Annotated in this window: 19 protein-coding genes; 9 read left to right on the top strand and 10 right to left on the bottom strand. The window is 70.5% G+C overall.

Annotated elements, in window-relative coordinates; all coding sequences use genetic code 11:
* The first annotated feature begins 69 nt into the window (after positions 1 to 69).
* Complete coding sequence (locus EIY87_RS27325; protein ID WP_125312727.1) at positions 70 to 1680, top strand: GMC oxidoreductase; 1611 nt, start codon at positions 70 to 72, stop codon at positions 1678 to 1680.
* On the opposite strand, the gene EIY87_RS27330 is transcribed toward EIY87_RS27325, so the two are convergent.
* From EIY87_RS27330 to rfbC, 3 genes are all read right to left on the bottom strand, one after another.
* On the bottom strand, positions 1670 to 2104 hold the full coding sequence (locus EIY87_RS27330; protein ID WP_125312728.1) for a MarR family winged helix-turn-helix transcriptional regulator: 435 nt from the start codon (positions 2102 to 2104) through the stop codon (positions 1670 to 1672). The two genes, EIY87_RS27325 and EIY87_RS27330, sit on opposite strands and share 11 nt — an antisense overlap.
* Positions 2101 to 2574 carry an SRPBCC family protein gene (locus EIY87_RS27335; RefSeq protein ID WP_225440062.1) on the bottom strand — a complete coding sequence of 158 codons (474 nt, stop codon included), beginning with the start codon at positions 2572 to 2574 and terminating at the stop codon, positions 2101 to 2103. Before EIY87_RS27335 ends, EIY87_RS27330 begins: the two co-directional genes overlap by 4 nt.
* Positions 2575 to 2642: 68 nt before the next feature.
* Positions 2643 to 3248 carry a dTDP-4-dehydrorhamnose 3,5-epimerase gene (gene rfbC / locus EIY87_RS27340; protein ID WP_125312729.1) on the bottom strand — a complete coding sequence of 202 codons (606 nt, stop codon included), beginning with the start codon at positions 3246 to 3248 and terminating at the stop codon, positions 2643 to 2645.
* 358 nt (positions 3249 to 3606) lie between these two features.
* Between rfbC and EIY87_RS27345 the strand changes: the two genes are divergently transcribed.
* Positions 3607 to 4788, top strand: a complete 1182-nt coding sequence (locus EIY87_RS27345) for an NAD(P)-dependent malic enzyme (RefSeq protein ID WP_125312730.1) — start codon at positions 3607 to 3609, stop codon at positions 4786 to 4788.
* Positions 4789 to 4849: 61 nt separating this feature from the next.
* Here the strand turns inward: EIY87_RS27345 and EIY87_RS27350 are convergent, their stop codons facing one another.
* Positions 4850 to 6259, bottom strand: coding sequence for a bis-aminopropyl spermidine synthase family protein (locus tag EIY87_RS27350; RefSeq protein ID WP_125312731.1), 1410 nt, complete (start codon positions 6257 to 6259; stop codon positions 4850 to 4852).
* A 92-nt stretch (positions 6260 to 6351) separates the two neighbouring features.
* Here EIY87_RS27350 and EIY87_RS27355 point away from each other — a divergent pair, with 92 nt between their 5' ends.
* Genes EIY87_RS27355 through EIY87_RS27370 form a run of 4 tightly spaced genes read left to right on the top strand, consistent with a single transcriptional unit; the run spans position 6352 to position 9663 of the window.
* Positions 6352 to 7437, top strand: coding sequence for an ABC transporter ATP-binding protein (locus tag EIY87_RS27355; protein ID WP_125312732.1), 1086 nt, complete (start codon positions 6352 to 6354; stop codon positions 7435 to 7437).
* Complete coding sequence (locus EIY87_RS27360) at positions 7434 to 8102, top strand: ABC transporter permease (RefSeq protein WP_125312733.1); 669 nt, start codon at positions 7434 to 7436, stop codon at positions 8100 to 8102. The genes EIY87_RS27355 and EIY87_RS27360 overlap by 4 nt, the downstream gene beginning before the upstream one ends.
* Positions 8099 to 8782, top strand: coding sequence for an ABC transporter permease (locus tag EIY87_RS27365; protein ID WP_125312734.1), 684 nt, complete (start codon positions 8099 to 8101; stop codon positions 8780 to 8782). Before EIY87_RS27360 ends, EIY87_RS27365 begins: the two co-directional genes overlap by 4 nt.
* Positions 8779 to 9663: an ABC transporter substrate-binding protein gene (locus tag EIY87_RS27370; protein ID WP_125312735.1), complete on the top strand. Its 885-nt coding sequence runs from the start codon at positions 8779 to 8781 to the stop codon at positions 9661 to 9663. The genes EIY87_RS27365 and EIY87_RS27370 overlap by 4 nt, the downstream gene beginning before the upstream one ends.
* Here EIY87_RS27370 and EIY87_RS27375 read toward each other — a convergent pair.
* The 4 genes from EIY87_RS27375 to EIY87_RS27390 all read right to left on the bottom strand — a co-directional run bounded on the left by EIY87_RS27375 (position 9653) and on the right by EIY87_RS27390 (position 13844).
* Positions 9653 to 11278, bottom strand: a complete 1626-nt coding sequence (locus EIY87_RS27375; RefSeq protein ID WP_125312736.1) for a GTP-binding protein — start codon at positions 11276 to 11278, stop codon at positions 9653 to 9655. The genes EIY87_RS27370 and EIY87_RS27375 overlap by 11 nt on opposite strands.
* A 128-nt stretch (positions 11279 to 11406) precedes the next feature.
* On the bottom strand, positions 11407 to 12012 hold the full coding sequence (locus tag EIY87_RS27380) for a LysE family translocator (RefSeq protein ID WP_125312737.1): 606 nt from the start codon (positions 12010 to 12012) through the stop codon (positions 11407 to 11409).
* Between the two features lie 339 nt (positions 12013 to 12351).
* Entirely contained in the window at positions 12352 to 13311 is a 960-nt protein-coding gene (locus EIY87_RS27385; RefSeq protein WP_125312738.1) for an LLM class flavin-dependent oxidoreductase, read from the bottom strand.
* Between the two features lie 14 nt (positions 13312 to 13325).
* Positions 13326 to 13844, bottom strand: a complete 519-nt coding sequence (locus EIY87_RS27390; protein ID WP_125312739.1) for a GNAT family N-acetyltransferase — start codon at positions 13842 to 13844, stop codon at positions 13326 to 13328.
* Positions 13845 to 14074: 230 nt separating this feature from the next.
* Between EIY87_RS27390 and EIY87_RS27395 the strand changes: the two genes are divergently transcribed.
* Both EIY87_RS27395 and EIY87_RS27400 read left to right on the top strand, forming a co-directional pair.
* Positions 14075 to 15616: a S8 family peptidase gene (locus tag EIY87_RS27395; protein ID WP_125312740.1), complete on the top strand. Its 1542-nt coding sequence runs from the start codon at positions 14075 to 14077 to the stop codon at positions 15614 to 15616.
* A gap of 55 nt (positions 15617 to 15671) precedes the next feature.
* Complete coding sequence (locus EIY87_RS27400; RefSeq protein WP_125312741.1) at positions 15672 to 16376, top strand: hypothetical protein; 705 nt, start codon at positions 15672 to 15674, stop codon at positions 16374 to 16376.
* A 51-nt stretch (positions 16377 to 16427) separates the two neighbouring features.
* Here the strand turns inward: EIY87_RS27400 and EIY87_RS27405 are convergent, their stop codons facing one another.
* Positions 16428 to 20126: a multifunctional oxoglutarate decarboxylase/oxoglutarate dehydrogenase thiamine pyrophosphate-binding subunit/dihydrolipoyllysine-residue succinyltransferase subunit gene (locus EIY87_RS27405; RefSeq protein ID WP_125312742.1), complete on the bottom strand. Its 3699-nt coding sequence runs from the start codon at positions 20124 to 20126 to the stop codon at positions 16428 to 16430.
* Between the two features lie 258 nt (positions 20127 to 20384).
* Between EIY87_RS27405 and EIY87_RS27410 the strand changes: the two genes are divergently transcribed.
* Complete coding sequence (locus EIY87_RS27410; RefSeq protein WP_125312743.1) at positions 20385 to 20657, top strand: hypothetical protein; 273 nt, start codon at positions 20385 to 20387, stop codon at positions 20655 to 20657.
* Here the strand turns inward: EIY87_RS27410 and EIY87_RS27415 are convergent.
* Positions 20654 to 21259 carry a DUF4291 domain-containing protein gene (locus EIY87_RS27415; RefSeq protein ID WP_125312744.1) on the bottom strand — a complete coding sequence of 202 codons (606 nt, stop codon included), beginning with the start codon at positions 21257 to 21259 and terminating at the stop codon, positions 20654 to 20656. The two genes, EIY87_RS27410 and EIY87_RS27415, sit on opposite strands and share 4 nt — an antisense overlap.
* Positions 21260 to 21333 lie beyond the last annotated feature (74 nt).

A 21333-nucleotide genomic window follows, 5' to 3' on the forward strand; every position in this document is an offset into this window, starting at 1 on the left:
TCCCTCGACTGGGTGAAACGTGTTCCAAATAGTTAACACTGTTCACTCAATTGGGTCATGATCGGGCGCATGTCTGCCTTCTCCCGCCGCCGCTTCCTCGGCCTCGCCGCACTGAACTCCGCCGCCGCACTGGGGCTCACGACGGTGTCGACCCGGCCCGCCGCCGCGACGACGCTGCCCGAGCACGTCCCGGCGGTGGTGATCGGCACCGGCTACGGCGCCGCCGTGACGGCGCTGCGCCTCGGCGAGGCCGGCGTCCCGACGCTGATGCTCGAGATGGGCAGGCTGTGGACCACGCCGGGCGCCGACGGCAAGGTGTTCTGCCCGATGCTCACCCCGGACGAGCGCTCGATGTGGTTCAAGGACCGCACCGAGGCGCCGCTCGCGTCCTTCCTCTGGCTCGACCTCGCCAACCGCGACATCGGGCGCTACGCCGGCGTGCTCGACCGGGTGAACTTCGGCGACATGGCGGTGTACCTCGGCCGCGGCGTCGGGGGCGGCTCGCTGGTCAACGGCGCGATGGCGGTGACGCCGAAGCGCGCCTACTTCGAGGAGATCCTGCCCGGGGTCGACGCCGACGAGATGTACGCCAAGTACTTCCCGCGGGCCCGCGCCCAGCTGGGCGTCAACGTCGTCGACCCGGAATGGTTCGAGACCTGCCGCTCCTACAAGTACGCCCGCGTTTCGCGCAAGGCCGCCCGCAAGGCGGGGTTCGAGACGGTGTTCGTGCCCAGCGTCTACGACATGGACTATCTGCGGCGCGAGGAGGCGGGCACGGTGCCGCGCTCGGCCGACGCGTCCGAGGTCATCTACGGCAACAACCACGGGAAGCGCTCGCTCGACAAGTCCTACCTCGCCGCCGCGCTCGGCACCGGCAACGTCACCATCCAGGCGCTGCACGAGGTCCGCGAGATCAGCCACCAGCCGGACGGGATGTACACGCTGGTCGTGCGCGAAATCGACGACCGCGGGACGGTCCTCGCCACCAAGCACGTGACGACCAAGCACCTGTTCCTCGGCGCGGGCAGCCTCGGCTCGACCGAGCTGCTGCTGCGCGCCCGCGAGACCGGCAGGCTGCCCGAGCTGACCGACGCGGTCGGCCGGGGCTGGGGGACCAACGGCAACGTCATGCTCGGCCGCGCCAACCACGTCTGGGACACCACCGGCAGCCTGCAGTCCGGCATGCCCGCGCTCGGCATCGACAACTGGGCCGACCCGGTGCACCCGGCCTTCGCCGAGATCGCGCCGGTGCCCGCCGGGCTCGAGACGTGGGTCAGCCTGTACCTGGCCATCACCAAGAACCCCGAACGCGGCCACTTCACGTACGACGCGGCGACCGACTCGGCGAAGCTGCGCTGGACGGCGTCGCAGGGCCAGCCGTCGATCGACGCCGCGAAAGCGCTGTTCGACAAGGTCAACCGGGCGAACAAGACGATCTACCGCTACGACCTCTTCGGCGACACGCGGACGTTCGAGAACCGCTTCACCTACCACCCGCTGGGCGGGCTGGTGCTCGGCGAGGCGACCGACGGCTACGGCCGGGTGAAGGGCTACCGGAACCTGTACGTCACGGACGGCTCGCTGATCCCCGGCAGCACCGGCGTCAACCCGTTCGTGACGATCACGGCGCTGGCCGAGCGCAACATCGAGCGCGTCCTCGCCGAAGACGTTAGGGGCTGAGCCGGGCCAGCGACTCGGTGAAGCCGTCGCCGACGCCCTCGAAGAAGGTCGCGTCGGCGGCCTCGACGTCCTTCAGCGCCTTCGCGACCAGCTCCAGGCCGGCCGGGGTGATTTCCAGGCGCTTCGCGCGGGCGTCGGCCGGGTCGTCGGCGCGGGCGAGCAGGCCGCGTTCGGCGAGCTTGCGGACGACCTGGCTGGTCATCATCGTGTCGGTGCCCGCCTGCTCGGCGAGCTGCCGCTGGGACGGTGGCTCGCCCGAGCGGGTGAGCCACCACGTCGTGGTCAGCAGCACGAACTGGACGTGCGTGAGGTCGTGCGGGGCCAGCGCGGCCCGCATCGCCCGCTGCCAGGCCAGCGTCACGCGCCACAGCAGGAAGCCGGGGCTGCGCTCGGGGCCGGGCAGGCGGGACTCGGGAGCCGTCATACCCGTGATCCTGCCCTTCGGGGGTTCCGGGTGGCGGAGCCCCCGGCCTGGGGCGAAGCCCCGGATGTATCAGCCTCAGCCAGCTTGGCCAGCGCGCGCATGGCGTCGGGAGTGTCCTCGGTGACCTGCGGGCCGAACCCCTCGGGACCGTCGATGGTGACGCGGTAGGTGATCTTCGTGCCGCCTTCGACGTCGGTCAGGAGGTGTTCGAACCGCAGGAACGCGTCGGGCAGCCGGGTCTCGTCGGTGAAGCCGCGGCCCTCGGTGACGTCGGTGAGCGTGAACGGGATCGGCGGCATCCCGTCCATCGTCATGGTGCCGCTGGTCCCGGCCGCGAACGGGCCGTCGAGGACGACCGACCGGACGCCGGCGTCCCACTCCGGCCAGCGCGCGGTGTCGGCCCAGAGCGGCCAGATCGCGGCGGCGGGCGCGGTGGAGGTCTCGCTGTGCTCGTACTCGTAAAGTGCCATGCGGACAGACTATATGCGCGCTTACTAAATGGGCAAGCGGCTTCGCGGCCGAGCCCGGCGGGCGGGCCTCAGTTCATCGAGCGCAGCTTGTCGTAGTAGGCGACGCAGTCCTCGTACACCGGCAGCAGGCCGCTCTCGCGGGCTTCGGCCAGCGTGGGCGCGGCGAGGTCCTTGGGGGAGAGGACGGGTTCCAGCTCGGCCGGCCACGGCAGGTCCAGCGCCGGGTCGAGCGGGCTGATCCCGTGCTCGCCCGTCGGCGTGTACGGCTCGGAGCAGAGGTAGGCCATCACCGTGTCGTCCTCGAGGGCGACGAAGCCGTGGCCGAGGCCCTCGGCGACGTAGACCGCGCGGTACTCGCTCGAGTCGAGCCGGACCGCGTCCCACTCGCCGAACGTCGGCGACCCGACGCGGAGGTCGACGACGACGTCGAGCAGCGACCCGCGTGGGCAGTAGATGTACTTGCCCTGGCCGGGTGGCGTGTCGGCGAAGTGGATCCCGCGGATCGTGCCGCGCCGGGACACGCTGTGGTTGGACTGGCCGAGGCGCAGCGGGTGGCCGACGGCGGCGCGGAAGCTCTCCTCCTGGAACGGCGCCACGAACAGGCCCCGCTCGTCGGGGAACGCCCGGGGGGAGAACTCGAAGGCGTCCGGGACGCGCAGCCGGCGGAATTGCATGAGTTCATCATATCGGGTGCCAAGAAAACCGGACAGACGTCTTGGGAATTGCCGGAATTGGGCTTCGGTGTGACATCAACCGCACCGAGGGGTCCACGGCACGACCGGACCTGTCACAATGACCGGACCGCCGCGTCCGCGGCCATCGCCAGACCCACGGCACCGATGGCCGACGTGACGCCTCGCCGACAGGCCGGCGCTACCGCGCTGGGCTGCCGTGCCGGGAATCACCACGGTGTCCCCCTGCAGCCGTGGTCCCCCGCTCGCAGGCCCAGGAGAAATTCCAGTGACACACGTTCGATCCGCGAGTTCCGTCATTCCCACTGGACGAATGACGGAAACGACGACAGGAAACCCCATGAGCGACCCCACCGGCGCCGTTGCGCCGGTCACCGACGAAGAGATCTTCACCGGGCACGAGGGCGGCAAGCTCTCGGTGGCGGCCACGCGCCCCATCTCCAGCCCGCGTGACCTTTCGATCGCCTACACCCCCGGGGTGGCGAAGGTGAGCCGCGCGATCGCCGAAGACGCGGCCAAGGCCAAGCGGTACACGTGGGCGGACCGGCTCGTCGTCGTGGTCAGCGACGGGACGGCGGTGCTCGGCCTCGGCGACATCGGCGCGAGCGCGTCGCTGCCGGTCATGGAGGGCAAGTCGGTCCTCTTCAAGACGTTCGGCGGGCTCGACTCGATCCCGCTGGTCCTGGACACCACCGACGTCGACGAGATCGTCGAGACGCTGGTGCGGCTGCGGCCGTCCTTCGGGGCCGTCAACCTGGAGGACGTCTCCGCGCCGCGGTGCTTCGAGCTGGAGGACAAGCTCAAGGAGGCGCTGGACTGCCCGGTCATGCACGACGACCAGCACGGCACGGCCATCGTCACGCTGGCCGCGCTGCGGGGCGCCAACCTGGTGCTCGACCGCGCGATCGCCGACCAGCGCGTCGTCGTCTCCGGGGCCGGCGCGGCGGGCGTCGCCTGCGCCAAGATCCTGCAGGAGGCCGGCATCGGCGACGTCACGGTCCTCGACTCGCGCGGCATCATCCACGACGGCCGCGACGGCCTGAACCCGGTCAAGCAGCGCCTGGCCGAGACGACGAACAAGGCCGGCCTGCGCGGTGGCCTGGCCGAGGCGCTCGAAGGCGCGGACGTCTTCCTGGGCCTGTCCGGCGCGACGATCGACGAGTCGCTGCTGGGCCGCATGGCGGGCGGCGGCATCGTGTTCGCGCTGTCGAACCCGGACCCGGAGGTCCACCCGGACGTCGCGGCGCGCTACGCGTCGATCGTGGCCACCGGCCGCAGCGACTTCCCGAACCAGATCAACAACGTGCTGGCGTTCCCGGGCGTCTTCCGCGGCGCGCTGGACTCCGGCGCGCGGGCGATCACGGAGAACATGAAGCTGGCGGCCGCCGAGGCGATCGTGTCGGTGGCGACGGACGACCTGGGCCCGGACCGCATCGTCCCCAGCCCCCTCGACCCGCGGGTGGCCCCGGAGGTCGCGGCGGCGGTGGCGAAGGCCGCAGAGGCCGACGGCGTCACCGACTGACCAATGCCGTTAAGGCCACCTTACGGGCGTCAGACGCCCGTAAGGTGGCCTTAACGGCACTTCAGCCCAGGAGCTGGGTGAGGCGGTGGCGGGGGACGTCGACCAGGCGCAGGTCCACGAGGTCTTCGGGGACGTCGAGGGAGACGTTCGCCAGCCGGGCGTGGGCGCGGGTGAGGACCTCGTCCTGGTGTTCCACCGCGTCCGCGACGACCACCGCGTGCCGGTTGTCCGGCGTGCTGCGCAGGTACCGCAGCGCGTACTTCCCCCGGACGAGTGACGCGAGCGCTTCTTGGGACGCCTGGTCCGCGAGGTCCGGGTGCGCGTTCGGGACGAGCAGGGCCAGCCGGCGGGCGTTCGTGCCCAGCAGCGTCCGCAGCAGCCACGGGCCCGGGTCGCCGGTGAGGTCCATCGCGACCGCGTCGCCCTCGGGACCGGAGATCGACCAGTCCACCGGCCGCGACTCCAGCGCGAGCCCGCCGGCGGCCGCGATCTCCTTCAGCTTCTCCAGCAGCGCCGGCTTCGTGCCCGCCGCTTCGACCGACTGCGGCCCGTGCGTGTAGATCGCCTTGGCCCCGCGCACCTTCTTCGCCTTCGCCGTCGGCTGGCAGACGTACAGGTCCGCCGCGCTGCCGATCGCCTGCGCGCCGAAGTAGCGGTTGAAGCCCGGCAGGATCGCCTCGAACGTCAGCCCGAGCGTGGCCAGCGCGCGCTGCACCTGCGCGCCCAGCGCCGGGTGGCGCGGGCTGTAGCCGTAGGCCAGCAGCAGCCGTCCCTCACTCGGCTCGCGCAGCGCCTGCACCCCGCGCGTGGCGAACAGCCCCATGCCTTCCGGCGTGTACGGCGGATCGCTGAACACCAGGTCGAACCGGCCGGCGAACGCCGGGGGCAGGCCGACGCGCAGGTCCGCGTGGGCCGTCGCGATCGCGCGCTCGCCGCGGTCGTCGAGGTAGGCGAGCACGCGCTCGTCGAGGTCGACGACCGTGAGCGACGCCGCCGGGCAGACCGCGCGCACCGCGAGCGACGTCAGGTCGTGGTCGCCGAGGAACAGCACCCGCGCGGAGGCGAGGTCGTACTGCGCGTCCAGCCACAGCGCGCGGCGCAGCGCGGTGCCCGGCGTGGCCTGCACGTGGTCGAGCGCGGCCAGCGGCGACGGCACCTCCGCCACCCACTCGGCGATCTTCGGCAGCAGTTCGTGCTTCTCGACGGCTTCGTCGAGCGGGTCGCCGTAGCGGGGAACGCTGTACCGCAGGTACGCCGCGGCGACGCCGGGGGCGATCCGCAGCCGGTCGCCGCTGCGGTCGAGGTCGTCGCCGAGCGCGGTCAGGACGTCCTCCACGCTGCGCCGCGGCGCCGCGGACAGCCGGACCAGCTCACCGAGGTCGTGGTCGCCGGTCCGCAGGAGGTCGATGACGCGGTACAGCGGGCGGACGCCGACGCCGTGCGCGGCGAGGACGTCGTCGAGTGCGCTCACGGACTCCGAGCCTAGTAGCCACGCTTCGGAACAGCGTGCCAACCACCGCCGACTCGGCTACGGTCGGACGGACCGGGACATGGGGAGTGGCAGTGACCATCGAATTCCGCGACGTGACCAAGCAGTACCCGGACGGGACGGTCGCCGTCGACAAGCTGAACCTGACGGTCGAGGACGGCACGATCACCGTGTTCGTCGGCCCGTCGGGCTGCGGCAAGACCACGTCGCTGCGGATGATCAACCGGATGGTCGAGCCGACCGGCGGCCAGGTGCTGCTCGACGGCAAGGACGTCGCCGAGGGCGACCCGGCGCTGCTGCGCCGCGGCATCGGCTACGTCATCCAGCACGCCGGGCTCTTTCCACATCGGACGGTGCTGGACAACATCGCCACCGTGCCCCTGTTGTCCGGCTGGGACAAGGGCAAGGCGCGCAAGCGGGCCGCCGAGCTGCTGGAGATCATCGGCCTGCCCGCGGAACTCGGCAAGCGGTACCCGGCGCAGCTTTCGGGCGGCCAGCAGCAGCGCGTCGGCGTCGCCCGCGCGCTCGCCGCGGATTCGCCGGTGCTGCTGATGGACGAGCCGTTCTCCGCGGTCGACCCGATCGTGCGCGAGGACCTGCAGAACGAGCTGCTGCGGCTGCAGTCCCAGCTGGGCAAGACCATCGTGTTCGTCACGCACGACATCGACGAGGCCGTCCGGCTCGGCGACAAGGTCGCGGTGATGCGCGTCGGCGGCAAGCTCGCCCAGTACGGCACCCCCGCCGACGTCCTGCGCCACCCGGTGGACGACTTCGTGGCGTCCTTCGTCGGCCGTGACCGCGGCTACCGCGGCCTGTCCTTCCTCTCCGCCGATGGCGTCGAGATCAAGGAACTCGACCTGGTCGAGATCGGCGCGCCGGCCCCGGCGAGCGACGGCTGGCGGCTCGGCGTCAACGCCGAAAAGCAGCCCCGCGGCTGGCTGCCGCCGAACTCCACAGTGGACGGCGCACTGTCCGAAACGGACCTCGTGGCGGGCGGCTCGCTGTGGGTCCACGGCACCCCGATCCGCGGCGCGCTCGACGCCGCCCTGTCGTCCCCGGCCAGCCTCGGCGTGGTCGTCGACGAAGACCACCGCGTGCTCGGCGGCGTCGTCGCCCGGCAGGTCCTGGACGTGATCGAGGCCACGCCGCAGGCGTCATGAGCTTCTTCGACGAGCTCGGGCAGTACCTGAGCAGCGCGAACACGCGCGTCGAAGTCCTCGGTGACCTGGGCGACCACGTCTACCTGGCGCTGCTCCCGCTGGTGCTCGGCATCGTGCTGGCGATCGCCGCGGGCTGGCTGGGCCACCGCTGGCAGCCCGCGCGGCAGGTCCTCATGGTGCTGGCGAACCTGCTCTACACGATCCCGTCGCTCGCGCTGTTCGTCGTCATCCCCGGCCTGATCGGGTCGAAGATCCTGGACAGCGTCAACGTCGTCGTGGCGCTGACGATCTACACCACCGCGCTGCTGGTCCGCCCGGTGCTCGACGCGCTGGACGCGGTGCCGCCGTCGGTGATCGCCGCGGCGACCGCTGTCGGGTACAAGCCGGCGCGCAAGTTCTTCGCCGTCGAGCTGCCGCTGTCGGTGCCGGTGCTCGCGGCCGGCGTGCGGGTGGCGTCGGTGAGCAACATCAGCCTGGTCAGCGTCGGCGCGCTGATCGGCACCGGCGGCCTCGGCGTGCTCTTCACCGACGGCTTCCAGCGCGAGTACTTCTCGCCGATCGTCGTCGGCATCGTGCTGACGCTGCTGCTCGCGCTCGTCGTCGACCTGGTCCTGGTGGGGATCCGCAACCTCCTGACGCCGTGGGAACGGGTGACCGCCGCATGATCACCGATCTCTTCCGCTGGTTCGGCGACCCGGCGCACTGGTCCGGTCCGGACGGTGTGCCGCAGCGGCTGCTGGAACACTTGGGCTACACCGCTTTTTCGCTGGTGATCGCGCTGGTCATCGCTGTCCCGTTAGGACTGTTCGTGGGCCACACCGGACGCGGTGGCGTCGCGCTGGTGAGCGTGGGCAACGCGATCCGCGCGCTCCCGACGCTGGGGCTCGTCACGTTCCTGTTCCTGCTCTTCACCGAAAGCGTCACCTCGACGATCATCGGGCTCGTCGTGCTGGCCGTGCCGCCGATCCTGGCCGGGACGTACGCCGGGCTGCAGGCGACCGACCACGGCGTGGTCGACGCGGCCCAGGGCATCGGGATGACCGGCTGGCAGCGGCTCTGGAAGGTCGAGGTGCCGATCTCGCTGCCGCTCGTGCTGGGCGGCGTCCGCAACGCCGTGCTGCAGCTCGTCGCGACCGCCGCGGTGGCCGCGTACGTCGGACTCGGTGGCCTGGGCCGGTTCCTGCTCGACGGACTGGCCATTTTGGACTATTCCCAGGTGATCGCGGGCGCACTACTGACGACGGCGCTGGCGATCGTGCTGGATCTCCTGTTCGCGCTGCTGAACCGCGCGTTGGTCCCGCGCGGCGTCCGGCTCGCGGCGGCCGTGAAGAAGGTGGCAGAGTGAAGCGTTTTCTGGCGGCTGCTGTCCTGCTCCTGGCCGCGGGGTGCGGCAACCCGCTCGCCGGCGGCGGCGAAGGCGGCGCGACCGGCGACATCATCATCGGCGCGTCCGACGTCGGCGAAAGCCTGCTGCTGGCCCAGATCTACGCCGGCGCGCTGCGCGACGCGGGCGCTTCGAACGTGACGGTCCGGCCGCCGGTGGGCAGCCGCGAGGTCGTCGTCAAGGCGCTGCAGGACAAATCGCTGTCGGTGGTGCCGGACTACAGCGGGAACCTGTTGCGGTACTTCGACAAGGACACGCAGGCGACGACCCCGCAGGACGTCTACGCGCAGCTCCGCCAGAAGATCCCGGCGGGGTTCGAGGTGCTGGACCAGGCGCCGGCCGAGGACAAGGACCTGCTCGTCGTCGGCCCGCAACTGGCGTCCACCGGCGTGAAGACGTTCTCGGACCTGGGGAAGCGCTGCGGTGAGCTGGTGTTCGGCGGGCCGGGGCAGTGGAGCAGCCGCTGGAAGGACAAGATCAAGTCATTGTACGGCTGCGAGTTCAAGGAGATCCGCACGACCGACACCGGCGGCCCGGTGACGGTGGCGGCCCTGAAGTCCGGCGACGTCCAGGTGGCGGACCTGTTCAGCACGTCGTCGACGATCGCCGCGAACGGCTTCGTGCCGCTGGTCGACGACAAGAACATGTTCCCGGCGCAGAACATCGTCCCCCTGGTGGCCCGCGGCACGCTGGCACCGGGCGAGGCCGCCGCGCTGAACCGCGTGTCGGCGGCGCTGACCACCGAACAGCTCACGCGGCTCAACGTCGAGTTCACCGAGGAGAAGCGCAACCCGCTCGACATCGCCGAAGACTTCCTGGCGCGCAACAACCTCAAGTCCTAGGCTCGTAGCGGTCGAACGCCGTTTCGAGCACGCCCTCGCCCCGGGTGAGCCCGGGCAGCCGGCGGCGCAGCTCGTGCACCGCGGCGGCCGGGAGATCACCCTCGACACGGGCTTCCGCACCGTCCGATGTGGTCTGGAGCGGCGTGCCGCGCAGGCGTGCCACGGCTTGCGTGACGGCGCTGATCGCGTCGGCGGGGACGTCGAGCCGGAACCGGTGCACGGGCTCGCACTCGACGGTCCCGGCCCGGTCCAGCGCCTCCCGGAGCACGATCGGCGTGAGGTCGCGGAAGTCGCCCGCGGTGCTCGACATGCTCTTGTCGAACGTGCCGTGGGAATGGCTTTGCCGCGCGTAGTAGCCGGAGTGCGTCATGGTGACGGCGCAGGCCGGGATCGACCAGCGGGCCAAGGTCGCCCGCACGGTCTCCTCGACGGCGCGGAAGAACGCGGCGGGCATCGACCCTGGTTCCACTTCGAGCCCGAAGGTCACGCCGTCCTCGGCCGGTGCGACGCGGAGCCCGACGGTGGCGAGGAACTCGTTCGGTGCTTCGCCGATGAGCCGTGCGGATTCGCCGGTGCCGGTGAGCCGCCGGACGTGGATCGTGGTCGTCTCGCCGAACTCGGCTTCGATGCCGTACTCGTCGGCGAGGGTCGCCTGGATGACCTCCTTCTGGACTTCGCCGTACAGGGAAAGGAAAAGCTCGGATCCGTCGACGCGCAGTGCGATGAACGGGTCCTGGTCGGCGAGCCGGACCAGCGCGGCGTGGAGCGCGCCCCGGTCGCCACGGGTGCGGACGACGGTTTCCAGCGTCGGCGGGGCGAACTGCCGCCCGGCGGACGTCCGCGCCGCCCCGATCGCGTCGCCGACCCGCGCGTCGAGGCCGGTGACCCGCGCGATCCGGCCGGCGGTGACCCGGTCGCGCCGGACGGCTTCGCCGTGCTCGAAGACGTGGATCGCGGTGACCTTGCCGGCCGGGAGCCGCTGCCGGACGCGCAGTGTGCCCGAGAACATCCGGACGTGCACGACGTTGCGGCGGTCCACTTTGAACACGGTGCCGGACAGCGGCCCACCGGAGTCCTCTTCGGACTTCGGGAGCAGCTCGACGAGGGCGCGCCGGAGCTCGTCGATGCCGTCGCCGGTGAGCGCCGACCCTTCGAAGACTGGCGCCGGCGGCAGCTTCGCGGCGATCTCCCGTCGCACGCGCCCGGGATCGGCGCCGCGGCGATCGGTCTTGTTGACGAAGTGCAGCACCGGGATGCCGAGCCGGTCCAGGGCCCTGGCCAGCAGCCGGGTCTGCGCCTGGACGCCTTCGACGGCGGAAACGACGAGCACGGCGCCGTCGAGGACTTCCAGGACCCGCTCGACCTCGGCGATGAAGTCCGGGTGGCCGGGGGTGTCGACGAGGTTGACGGTGGTTTCGCCGATTTCGAAGGAGACCACGGCGGATTTGATGGTGATGCCCCGCGCGCGTTCGAGCGCGAGGGTGTCAGTCCGCGTGGTGCCGTCGTCGACGCGGCCCAGCCGCTCGATCACCCCGGCGGCGAGCAGCAGCCGTTCGGTGAGGCTGGTTTTACCGGCGTCGACGTGCGCGAGAATTCCCAGGTTGAGTGCGGGCAATGAGCTTCATGTCCTCGGTGCGGGCGAATTCGGCCAACGGGAAGAACACGGAAGCTCCGCGCATGATCAGCTCCTGGGGGGTCGGTTCGGGCCAGTGCAGCAGAACCGCACCGGGCGAGGCAACCGATTTAGCGGTCGACGGCCAGCCGCACCCCGAGACCGATGAAGATGCCGCCGGTGGCGACCTCGATCCGGCGCAGGTTCCGCTTCCGCCGCACCCACCCGCAGATCCGGCCGGCGAGCACCCCGACGGCACCGTCGACGAGGAACTCGAAGACGATCAGGATCGCGCCGAGGACCGCGAACTGCAACCAGACGTGCCCGCGCGCCGGATCGATGAACTGCGGGAGGAAGGCGATGGTGAAGGTGACCATCTTGGGGTTGAGCAGGTTGGTGAGCAGCCCGCTGAGGTAGGCCCGTTCGGACTTCCGCTCGACGAGCGGCTTCCGGTTCCGGATGGCCTGCACGCCGAGGTAGATGAGGTAGCCGGCCCCGGCGATCCGCACCACGGTGAAGGCCACGGGCACCGCGGCGAACAGCGCGGCGAGCCCGGCCGCGGCGACGGCGACGTGGACGGCCTCGCTGGTGGCGACCCCGGCGGTGGCGAGCAGCCCGGCTTTCGGCCCGCCGCGCATGCCGCAGCCGAGGATGAAGAGCATGTCCGGCCCGGGTGTCACCATGGCGATGATCGTGGTGGCGACGAAGGCCAGGAGGAGGTGCGGATCGACCGGCATGGGCCGATCCTGACACGCTCCCCGCGGGCGGCGAACTCCTTTTCCGAGCTCAGCCGCAGCCTTGCGGTTGTCTTGAATGAGTCATTCAGGTCTTCGGAGGTCTTGAATGACTCATTCAAGACTTTTGCCGAGCCGCTGGTACTCAAGCCGAGGGCTGAGGACTGAGGACTGCGCGACCCTTCGTGGAGGCCCGGCCAGCCGGACCGCAAGCCCGGGCGGCCCCCGCCCTCCCTGGGGGCGTGCCCTTGGCCAGTCTATCGGCGCCGGCCGACGAAAAGCCGGGAACAGCGGCGATCGCGCTTGCTTGTCCACAGCCCTGCCGGGTTGTGGACAACGCCCTCAGCCGCGCAGAGCCGCCGCCACCCGGCCCGCGTCCTCGATGCCCCGCTCCGGCGGTTCCTCCGGCAACGGCAGCAGCACCACCGACCCGCTCCCGGCCTCGTGCAGCGCCCGCACCGACGCGACGCACTCCTCCAGTGAACCGCAGACGGCCAGCTTCCCCAGCCACTCCGGTTGCAGTCCGGCCGCCAATTCGTCCACTGTGGACGCAGAATCGACCAGCGCCAGCAGCTCCGCGGCGAACGGCAAACCCTCCACCTGCACCCGCGCGCCCGGGGTCAGCGACTCCGCCACCGTCCGGCGCGCGCGGTCGCGGTCGCCCAGTGCCAGCCAGTTGTACGTCGCCAGTGCGTGGGGACCGGTGGCCGCGATGTCCGCCAGTGCCGTGCGGACGAACTCCGGCGGGGACGGCTCGGCCAGGATCGTGCCGTCCGCCACCGCGCCGGCCAGCGCCAGGGACTTCGGGCGGCGGACCCCGGCCAGCAGCGGAGGCACGGAGGAAGGCGGGAACACCAGCTCGACCTCGTCCAGGGAGACGTGCCGCCCGGTCATCGAGACCCGCTCGCCCGCCAGCAGCCGGCGGACCGCGACCAGCGTTTCCTCCAGGGCCGCCAGCTGCGAAGCCGGGTACGCGCCGATCTGGCGCATCCACGACGCGACGCCGTGGCCGAAGCCGCCGATCAGGCGGCCCGGGTGCAGCTCGGCCAGCGCCGCGAGCTCCATCGCCGCGATCGCCGGGTTGCGCGCGACCGCCGGGAGCACGCCGATGCCGACCTTGATCGTCGACGTCACCGCCAGCGCGGTCGCAACCGTCGCGATGCCTGCCGCCCAGAAGCAGTCCTCGACGAGCCAGACCTCGTCGAGGCCGGCGGCTTCGGCCTGCCGGGCCAGCTCGACCAGCTTGGCCGGCGGCTGCTCACGGTTGATCCGGACGCCTACGGACGTCGTCGGTGCGTACATCGGGCGACTCCTGTTCAGATCCGCGAAAAAGCCGGCGCGTACTCGAACGCGCCGGCCTGGGTGGACTTGTACCCCGTCAGCGTCCGGGCCTGGAAGTACTTGCCCCAGGCCGGATCCGGCGCGGTGATCGAGAGCGTCGACGCGGTGACGAAGCCGAACCGCGCGTAGTACGCCGGGTTGCCGAGCAGGACGACGAGGCCGTGACCGAGCGCGTCCGCCGCGCCGAGGACCGCGTGCATCAGAGCCGACCCGACACCACGAGCCTGGTGCCCGGGCAGCACGCCGAGCGGGCCGAGGCCGACCGCGGCCGCCGGGTCGTCGCCGATCCGGGCGCGGCTGCAGCAGACGTGCCCGACGACCTCGCCGTCGTGGAGCGCGACCAGGGACAGCGCGTCGATCAGGTCGCCCTCGGCTCTCAGGTCGTCGACGAGCGGCGCCTCGATCGGCGTCACGCCCGCTTCGCGCCGGAAGGCTTCGCTGTGCACGCGGTGAATGGCGGACTGGTCGGCCGGGGTCTCGCGACGGATCAGCATGGCCGTCACCTTGCCGCGAACCGGGGCCGAGCGGAAATCGTTTTCGCGGGCAGACTTTGGTAGGGGACCGTTCGAGTGGTCTTGAACTGCCCAAACCGGACGATCTACCGATCTGGGTGAGGCCGACCTACAGTTCGTCCACGTTCCACGTGAACGCGCTTCACGTCTCACCCCTGGCGACCCGGCGGCCGTGCACCGCCCGGTCGACCCTGCCCAGAAAGGGACGAACCATGCGCCTGGTGACCAAGATCGGGGTCGTCGCCGCCGTTTCGGCGTTGACCGCCTTGAGCGGCAACGCCGTCGCGACGGCGAGCGAAGGAACGATCGTCGGGGCCGGCGGCGCCGATGCCGTCAAGGACAGCTACATCGTCGTGTTCAAGGACGGCACGGCGGCGGAAAGCAAGGCGAAGGAAGTCACGAGCCGCCACGGCGGCACGGTCGCGCGGACGTTCTCCGCGGCGCTGCGCGGCTTCACCGGCACGATGTCCGAGACCCAGGCCAAGCGCATCGCCGCCGACCCCGCGGTGTCCACTGTGGAGCAGAACAGGGTCGTGCGGGCGAGCGCCGACCAGCTGAACCCGCCGTCGTGGGGCCTGGACCGGGTCGACCAGCGGAACCTGCCGCTCGACCAGAAGTACAGCTACAGCACGACGGCGTCGAACGTGCACGCGTACGTGATCGACACCGGCATCAACCTCACGCACAGCACCTTCGGCGGCCGCGCGACGTCGGGCTACGACTTCGTCGACAACGACAGCAACGCCACCGACTGCCAGGGCCACGGCACGCACGTCGCCGGCACCATCGGCGGCTCGCAGTACGGCCTGGCCAAGGAGGTCAAGCTGGTCGCCGTGCGCGTGCTCAACTGCAGCGGCTCCGGCACGACCGCCGGCGTCATCTCCGGCGTCGACTGGGTGACGGCGAACGCGATCAAGCCCGCCGTCGCGAACATGAGCCTCGGCGGCGGCGCCTCGAGCACGCTCGACTCCGCCGTGCAGCGCTCGATCAACGCCGGCATCACCTACGGCCTCGCGGCGGGCAACGACAACGGCGCCAACGCCTGCAACGGCTCCCCGGGCCGCGTCGCGGCGGGCATCACCGTCGGCGCGACGACGTCCACCGACGCCCGCGCGAGCTACTCCAACATCGGCTCCTGCCTCGACATCTTCGCGCCGGGCAGCGGCATCACGTCGTCGTGGATCGGCAGCTCCACCGCCACCAACACGATCAGCGGCACGTCGATGGCGACCCCGCACGTCGTCGGCGCGGCGGCGCTGTACCTGGCCACCAACACCGGCGCGACGCCGCAGCAGGTCCGCGACGCCCTCGTCGCGAACGGCACCACGGGCAAGGTGACCAACGCCGGCACCGGTTCGCCGAACGTCCTGCTCTACACCGGCACCGGCACGACCCCGCCGCCGCCGACCTGCGGCACCGTCACCAACGGCACCGACGTCGCCATCCCCGACCGCGGCGCCGCGGTGACCAGCTCGGTGAGCGTCTCGGGCTGCAACCGCAACGCGTCCGCGACGACGGCCGTGGAAGTCCACATCGTCCACACCTACGTCGGCGACCTGGTGATCGACCTGGTCGCGCCGGACGGGTCGGCATACCGGCTGAAGAACTCCAGCAGCGACTCCTCCGACAACATCAACACGACCTACAGCGCGAACGTCTCCGGTGAAGCCGCGAACGGCACCTGGTCCCTGCGGGTCCAGGACGTCGCCTCGCTCGACACCGGGCGCATCGACAGCTGGTCGCTGACCGTCTGAGTGGTTTGTACCGAAAGGCCCGCCCCGGTAGCACGAATGGCCTAGTGTCCGGTTCGTGCAGCAAGGACCCCAGTACCCGTACCCGCAGCAGCCCTACCCCCAGCAGCAGTACCCCGGCTACCCGCCGCCGAAGTCCGGCGGGAAGACGGTGCTGGTGGTCGTGCTGGTCGCGGTCGGCGTGCTCGTCCTGGCCGGGGCGGGTGTCGGCGCGTTCTTCCTCCTGACGGCCGACGACAAGCCTTCGACCGCCGCACCGCCCACGACGTCGGCGACCGGCGAGCCGGACAAGTACACGTCGTTGCCGCGCTGCAGCGAGGTCGGCAGCCGGATGAAGAACCTGCCGCCGCTGACCCGCGACGACGCCCCGGAACCCGCGGGCGGCTCGGACGACCAGCTCGAGATGACCTCGCTGAGCTGCTCCTGGATGAAGTCCGGCTCGTCGTCGGGCACGGTGACGATGTACCTGTCGGAGTCGAAGCAGAAGGGCTCCGGCGCGGGTACCCGCTATGCGGCGGCGGGCTACGAAAACGCGGTCGAGGACGGCGCGAAGCCGATCACCGCGGGCATCGGCCAGGCGACCAAGGCGGCCGACGTCGACTTCGACAGCGGGCGGACCCTGCAGTGCGGGGTGCGGTTCTACCAGGGGAACGTCGACGTCATCGTGATCGTCTCGGCACCCGACGAGACGGACCGGGACATCGCCCGCTGCCGCCGCAACGCCCACAACCTGGCGAAGGCGGCTTCCGAATCGCTCAGCTGAACGGCGAAGGCCCCCGCACCGGAAGCGCGGGGGCCTTCGTCGTTCAAGCGATCAGTCGAACGCCTTCGCGATCAGCGCCTTCTGCTCGACCTCGTGCACCTTCGACGAACCCGCCGACGGGGCCGCCATCGGGCGGCGCGAGACGACCTGCAGGCCCGAGAGCAGCTCCGGGAACTTCCGGGGCAGGTTCAGGCCGAAGAACGGCCACGCGCCCTGGTTTTCCGGCTCCTCCTGGACCCACGCGACCTGCTGCGCGTTCGAGTACCGCTCCAGCGCCGCGACCAGCTTCTTCTTCGGCAGCGGGTAGTACTGCTCGATCCGCACGATCGCGACGTCGTGCGCCTCGCGCTTCGCCCGCTCCGCGACCAGCTCCCAGTACAGCTTCCCGGAGGTCAGCAGCACCTTGCGGATCTTCGCCGGGTCCGGCGTCGTGTCGTCGATGACCGACATGAACCGGCTCTCGCCGGTGAAGTCCTCGACCTGCGACGTCGCGGCCTTGTTGCGCAGCATCGACTTCGGCGTGAAGACGACCAGCGGGCGCTGGATGCCGTCGAGGGCGTGCCGGCGCAGCAGGTGGAAGTAGTTCGCCGGGGTCGACGGGACCGCCACCGTCATCGAGCCCTCCGCGCACAGCGAGAGGAACCGCTCGATGCGGCCGGAGGTGTGGTCCGGGCCCTGGCCCTCGTGGCCGTGCGGCAGCAGCAGCACGACGTCCGAGCGCTGGCCCCACTTCGCCTCGCCCGAGGAGATGTACTCGTCGATGACGGTCTGCGCGCCGTTGACGAAGTCACCGAACTGCGCTTCCCACATCACGAGCGACTCGGGGTTGGCGACCGAGTAGCCGTACTCGAAGCCGACGGCCGCGTACTCCGACAGCGCGGAGTCGTAGATCATCACGCGGCCCTGGCCCTCGGCCAGGTTCTGCAGCGGCGCGTACTCCTGGCCGGTCTTGCGGTCGATGAAGACCGAGTGCCGCTGGGTGAACGTGCCGCGGCGGGAGTCCTGGCCGGACAGCCGCACCAGGCGGCTCTCCATCGCCAGCGACCCGAACGCGAGCAGCTCGCCGAACGCCCAGTCGATGTCGCCCTCGCGGGACATCTTGTGGCGGCGCTCCATGACCGGCTTGACGCGCGGGTGCGGCGTGAAGCCCTCCGGCACGTTCACGAACGCGTCGCCGATGCGCTCGATGACCTCGTTGGTGACCGCGGTCGGCACCTTCGCCGGCACCTGCTGCTCCTCCTCGACCGAGGGGCTCGCCTTCGCCGGGTGCTTCTCCAGCTCCCGGACCTCGTTGAAGACGTGCTCCAGCTGGCTCGAGAAGTCGCGCAGCGCGGCCTCGGCCTCCTCGACGGAGATGTCGCCGCGGCCGATCAGCGACTCGGTGTAGGTCTTCCGCACCGAACGCTTGGTGTCGATGATGTCGTACATCGCCGGCTGCGTCATCGAGGGGTCGTCGCCCTCGTTGTGGCCGCGGCGGCGGTAGCAGATCAGGTCGATGACGACGTCCTTGTGGAACGCCTGCCGGTACTCGACGGCCAGCTTGGCCACCCAGTGCGCGGCCTCGGGGTCGTCGCCGTTCACGTGGAAGATCGGCGAGCCGATCATCTTCGCGACGTCGGTGGCGTACTGCGACGAGCGCGAGTGCTCCGGCGCGGTGGTGAAGCCGACCTGGTTGTTGACGATCACGTGCACGGTGCCGCCGGTGCGGTACCCGCGCAGCAGCGACAGGTTCAGCGTCTCGGCGACGACGCCCTGGCCCGCGAAGGCCGCGTCGCCGTGCATCAGGACCGGCAGCACGGTGTAGCCCTCGCCGCCCTTGTCCAGGAGGTCCTGCTTCGCGCGGACGATGCCCTCGAGGACCGGGTCCACGGTCTCCAGGTGCGACGGGTTCGCCGTCAGCGACACCTTCGTCTCGCCGTCGCCGAACATGCGGAAGTACTTGCCCTCGGCGCCGAGGTGGTACTTCACGTCACCGGAACCGTGCGCCTGGCCCGGGTCGAGGTTGCCCTCGAACTCCTGGAAGATCTGGCTGATCGGCTTGCCGACGATGTTGGCCAGCACGTTCAGCCGGCCGCGGTGCGGCATGCCGATGACGACCTCGTCGAGCTCGTGCTCGGCGGCCTTGTCGAGCAGCGTGTCGAGCAGCGGGATCGCCGTCTCGCCGCCCTCCAGCGAGAAGCGCTTCTGGCCGACGTACTTGGTCTGCAGGAACGTCTCGAACGCCTCGGCGGCGTTCAGCTTCGAGAGCACGTACTTCTGGACCGCGGGGTCCGGCTTCTCGTGCGGGATCTCGACGCGCTCCTGGATCCAGCGGCGCTCCTCGGGGTCGAGGATGTGCGTGTACTCGATGCCGACCGTGCGGCAGTACGAGTTGCGCAGCACGCCGAGGATGTCGCGCAGCTTCATCCGCTCCTGGCCGGCGAAGCCGCCGACCGGGAACTCGCGGTCGAGGTCCCACAGCGTCAGGCCGTGGGACAGCACGTCCAGGTCGGCGTGGCTGCGCTGGCGGTAGTTCAGCGGGTCGGTGTCGGCCATCAGGTGACCGCGCATCCGGAACGCGTCGATCAGCTCGATCACGCGCGCGGTCTTGTCGACCGGGCCCTCGGGGATGTCGGCGACCCAGCGGATCGGCTCGTACGGCAGGCGCAGGCTGGTGAAGACGTCGTCGTAGAAGCCGTCTTCGCCGAGCAGCAGCTGGTGGATGCGCTTGAGGAACTCGCCGGACTCCGCGCCCTGGATGATGCGGTGGTCGTAGGTCGAGGTCAGCGTCATGATCTTGCTGATGCCGAGGTCGACCAGCGTCTTCTCGCTGGTGCCCTCGAACGCCGCCGGGTACTGCATGGCGCCGACGCCGATGATGGCGCCCTGGCCGGCCTGCAGGCGCGGCACCGAGTGGTTGGTGCCGATGCCGCCCGGGTTGGTCAGCGAGATCGTGGTGCCCGCGAAGTCGTCCGCGGTGAGCTTGTTGTTGCGGGCCTTCTTGACGATGTCCTCGTAGGCCTGCCAGAACTGCAGGAACGTCATGTCCTCGACGCTCTTGACCGAGGCGACGACGAGGTTGCGGGACCCGTCCTTGCCCTTCATGTCGATGGCGAGCCCGAAGTTGACGTGCTCCGGCGTGATCGCGAACGGCTTGCCGTCGATCTGCTGGTAGTGCCGGTTGAGGTTCGGGAAGTCCTTCAGCGCGCGCACCATGGCGTAGCCGATGAGGTGCGTGAAGGAGATCTTGCCGCCGCGCGTGCGCTTGAGGTGGTTGTTGATGACGATGCGGTTGTCCGCCATCAGCTTGGCCGGGACCGCGCGCACGCTGGTCGCGGTGGGGACGCTCAGCGAAGCGTCCATGTTCTTCGCGATGGCGGCCGCGGCACCGCGCAGCTGCTTCGACTCCGGCTCTTCCTTCTTCGCGTCGGCCTTCGGCTCGGCCTTCGCCGCGGCGGGCTTCGCGGGCTCGGCCTTCGGCGCCGGCTTCGCGGGAGCCTTCGCGGGCGCGGCCTGCTTGGCCGCCGACTCCGCGTTCCGCACGGCCTTGGCCGACGGCTGCGCCGCCTGGCCGTTGGTGGCGGGCTTGGCTTCCGCCTGCTGCCGGGCGTTGTCCGCCTTGGCCTGCGCGTTCTGCGTCGGCTTGAAGTCCGCGAAGAAGTCGTGCCAGGCGGCATCGACTGAGGAAGGGTCGGCGAGGAACTGGTCGTACATCTCTTCGACCAGCCACTCGTTGGGGCCGAACTGTGACGCAGGGCTGCTGCTGGACACGGCTGGGGCTCGCCTCTATCCGTCTCGATCTCGATCTTGAATCCGCTGATGCGCCTACCAGGCTAACCCCCTCGGTGACCGCGATGTGATGGAACCGGCCTGTGTGAGGCGTGGCGCACTAGGGGATCGGTCACTGACTCGATCAAGATGTGCTAAGGGAACCTTAAGCGCTGGACCCGGTACAGCGTTCGCGGTGTCTTTTTTCCCGGTTCGCCCGGCTGCCGCCGGACGTTCACCGCCGCGGTTTCCACTGGAGGGATGTGGCTGGTCGAATGTCCTTCGTTCTGGGACCAGGGCCTGGTGCGGCCGCTGGTCACCGAGTCCGGGACCGTCGTGCTCCAGTGCGATTCGTGCCAGGCCGTCTGGCCGACGCTCGCCGACTTCGAGGAGATGGAGTGGGTCGAGCCCGACGAGCCGGACTGGCTGGTCGGGGCCGGCGTCCACGTCCGCCCGGGCACGGTCCGCTGGGCCTCCCGCCCGGACGTGGAGGCGGCCGGGCTGGGCGAGCTGAAGTGGCGGGCACTGCCCTAGCCGGTGGCGTCGACGGCGGCGGCCAGCTCGGGTGACAGCTCGTACGGCGGCTCGTGGGGGACGAGCTTCACCGCTTTGTGCAGCTGGTCGGTGGCCAGGAGGCCGGAGATGTCGCGCATCACCGGGGTGACGTCGGTGATGGCGGTGATCCACTCGTCGACGTAGTGGTCGACTGCCTCGCCGCTCAGGCCGATCTGGATGGCCCGGAAGTTCTGCGCGTTGTGGTGGAGGTCTCGCTCCGGATCCCACTGGATGCGCACCGGGCTCGTCTTGAGCTCTCGCTGCCAGGCGTCCTTGGCCTGGTCCCGGCGCGGGTGGCTCAGCGCGGCGTGCGCGAGGGCCCACTCGAAGCCTTCGCGGGTGATGTCGATCGCCAGGATGCGCTCCTGCCCCGGCTTCTTGCCGTAGCCGCAGCGGTAGGCCATCCACCGGAACGAGGGTTTGATCCACGTCATCCGGTCGCGCTTGAACGGCTCGACGAACGTCTGCTTCTCGAGCGCGGCTTCGGCGATCGACGGCGAGTACGCCTGGTAGACCCGGAGCGTGGTCTCGGTCTGGGCCGCTCGGATTTGCCGGTCGGGCACCCGCTGCTCTTCGAACATGCCCGCCATGCTCCCAGCGCCCCGGCCGGCCGGCCACGGACTTTCGGTGTTCAGCACGCCCGTGCCGGGCGTGC

The sequence above is a fragment of the Amycolatopsis eburnea genome, from assembly GCF_003937945.1.
GTDB lineage: Bacteria > Actinomycetota > Actinomycetes > Mycobacteriales > Pseudonocardiaceae > Amycolatopsis > Amycolatopsis eburnea.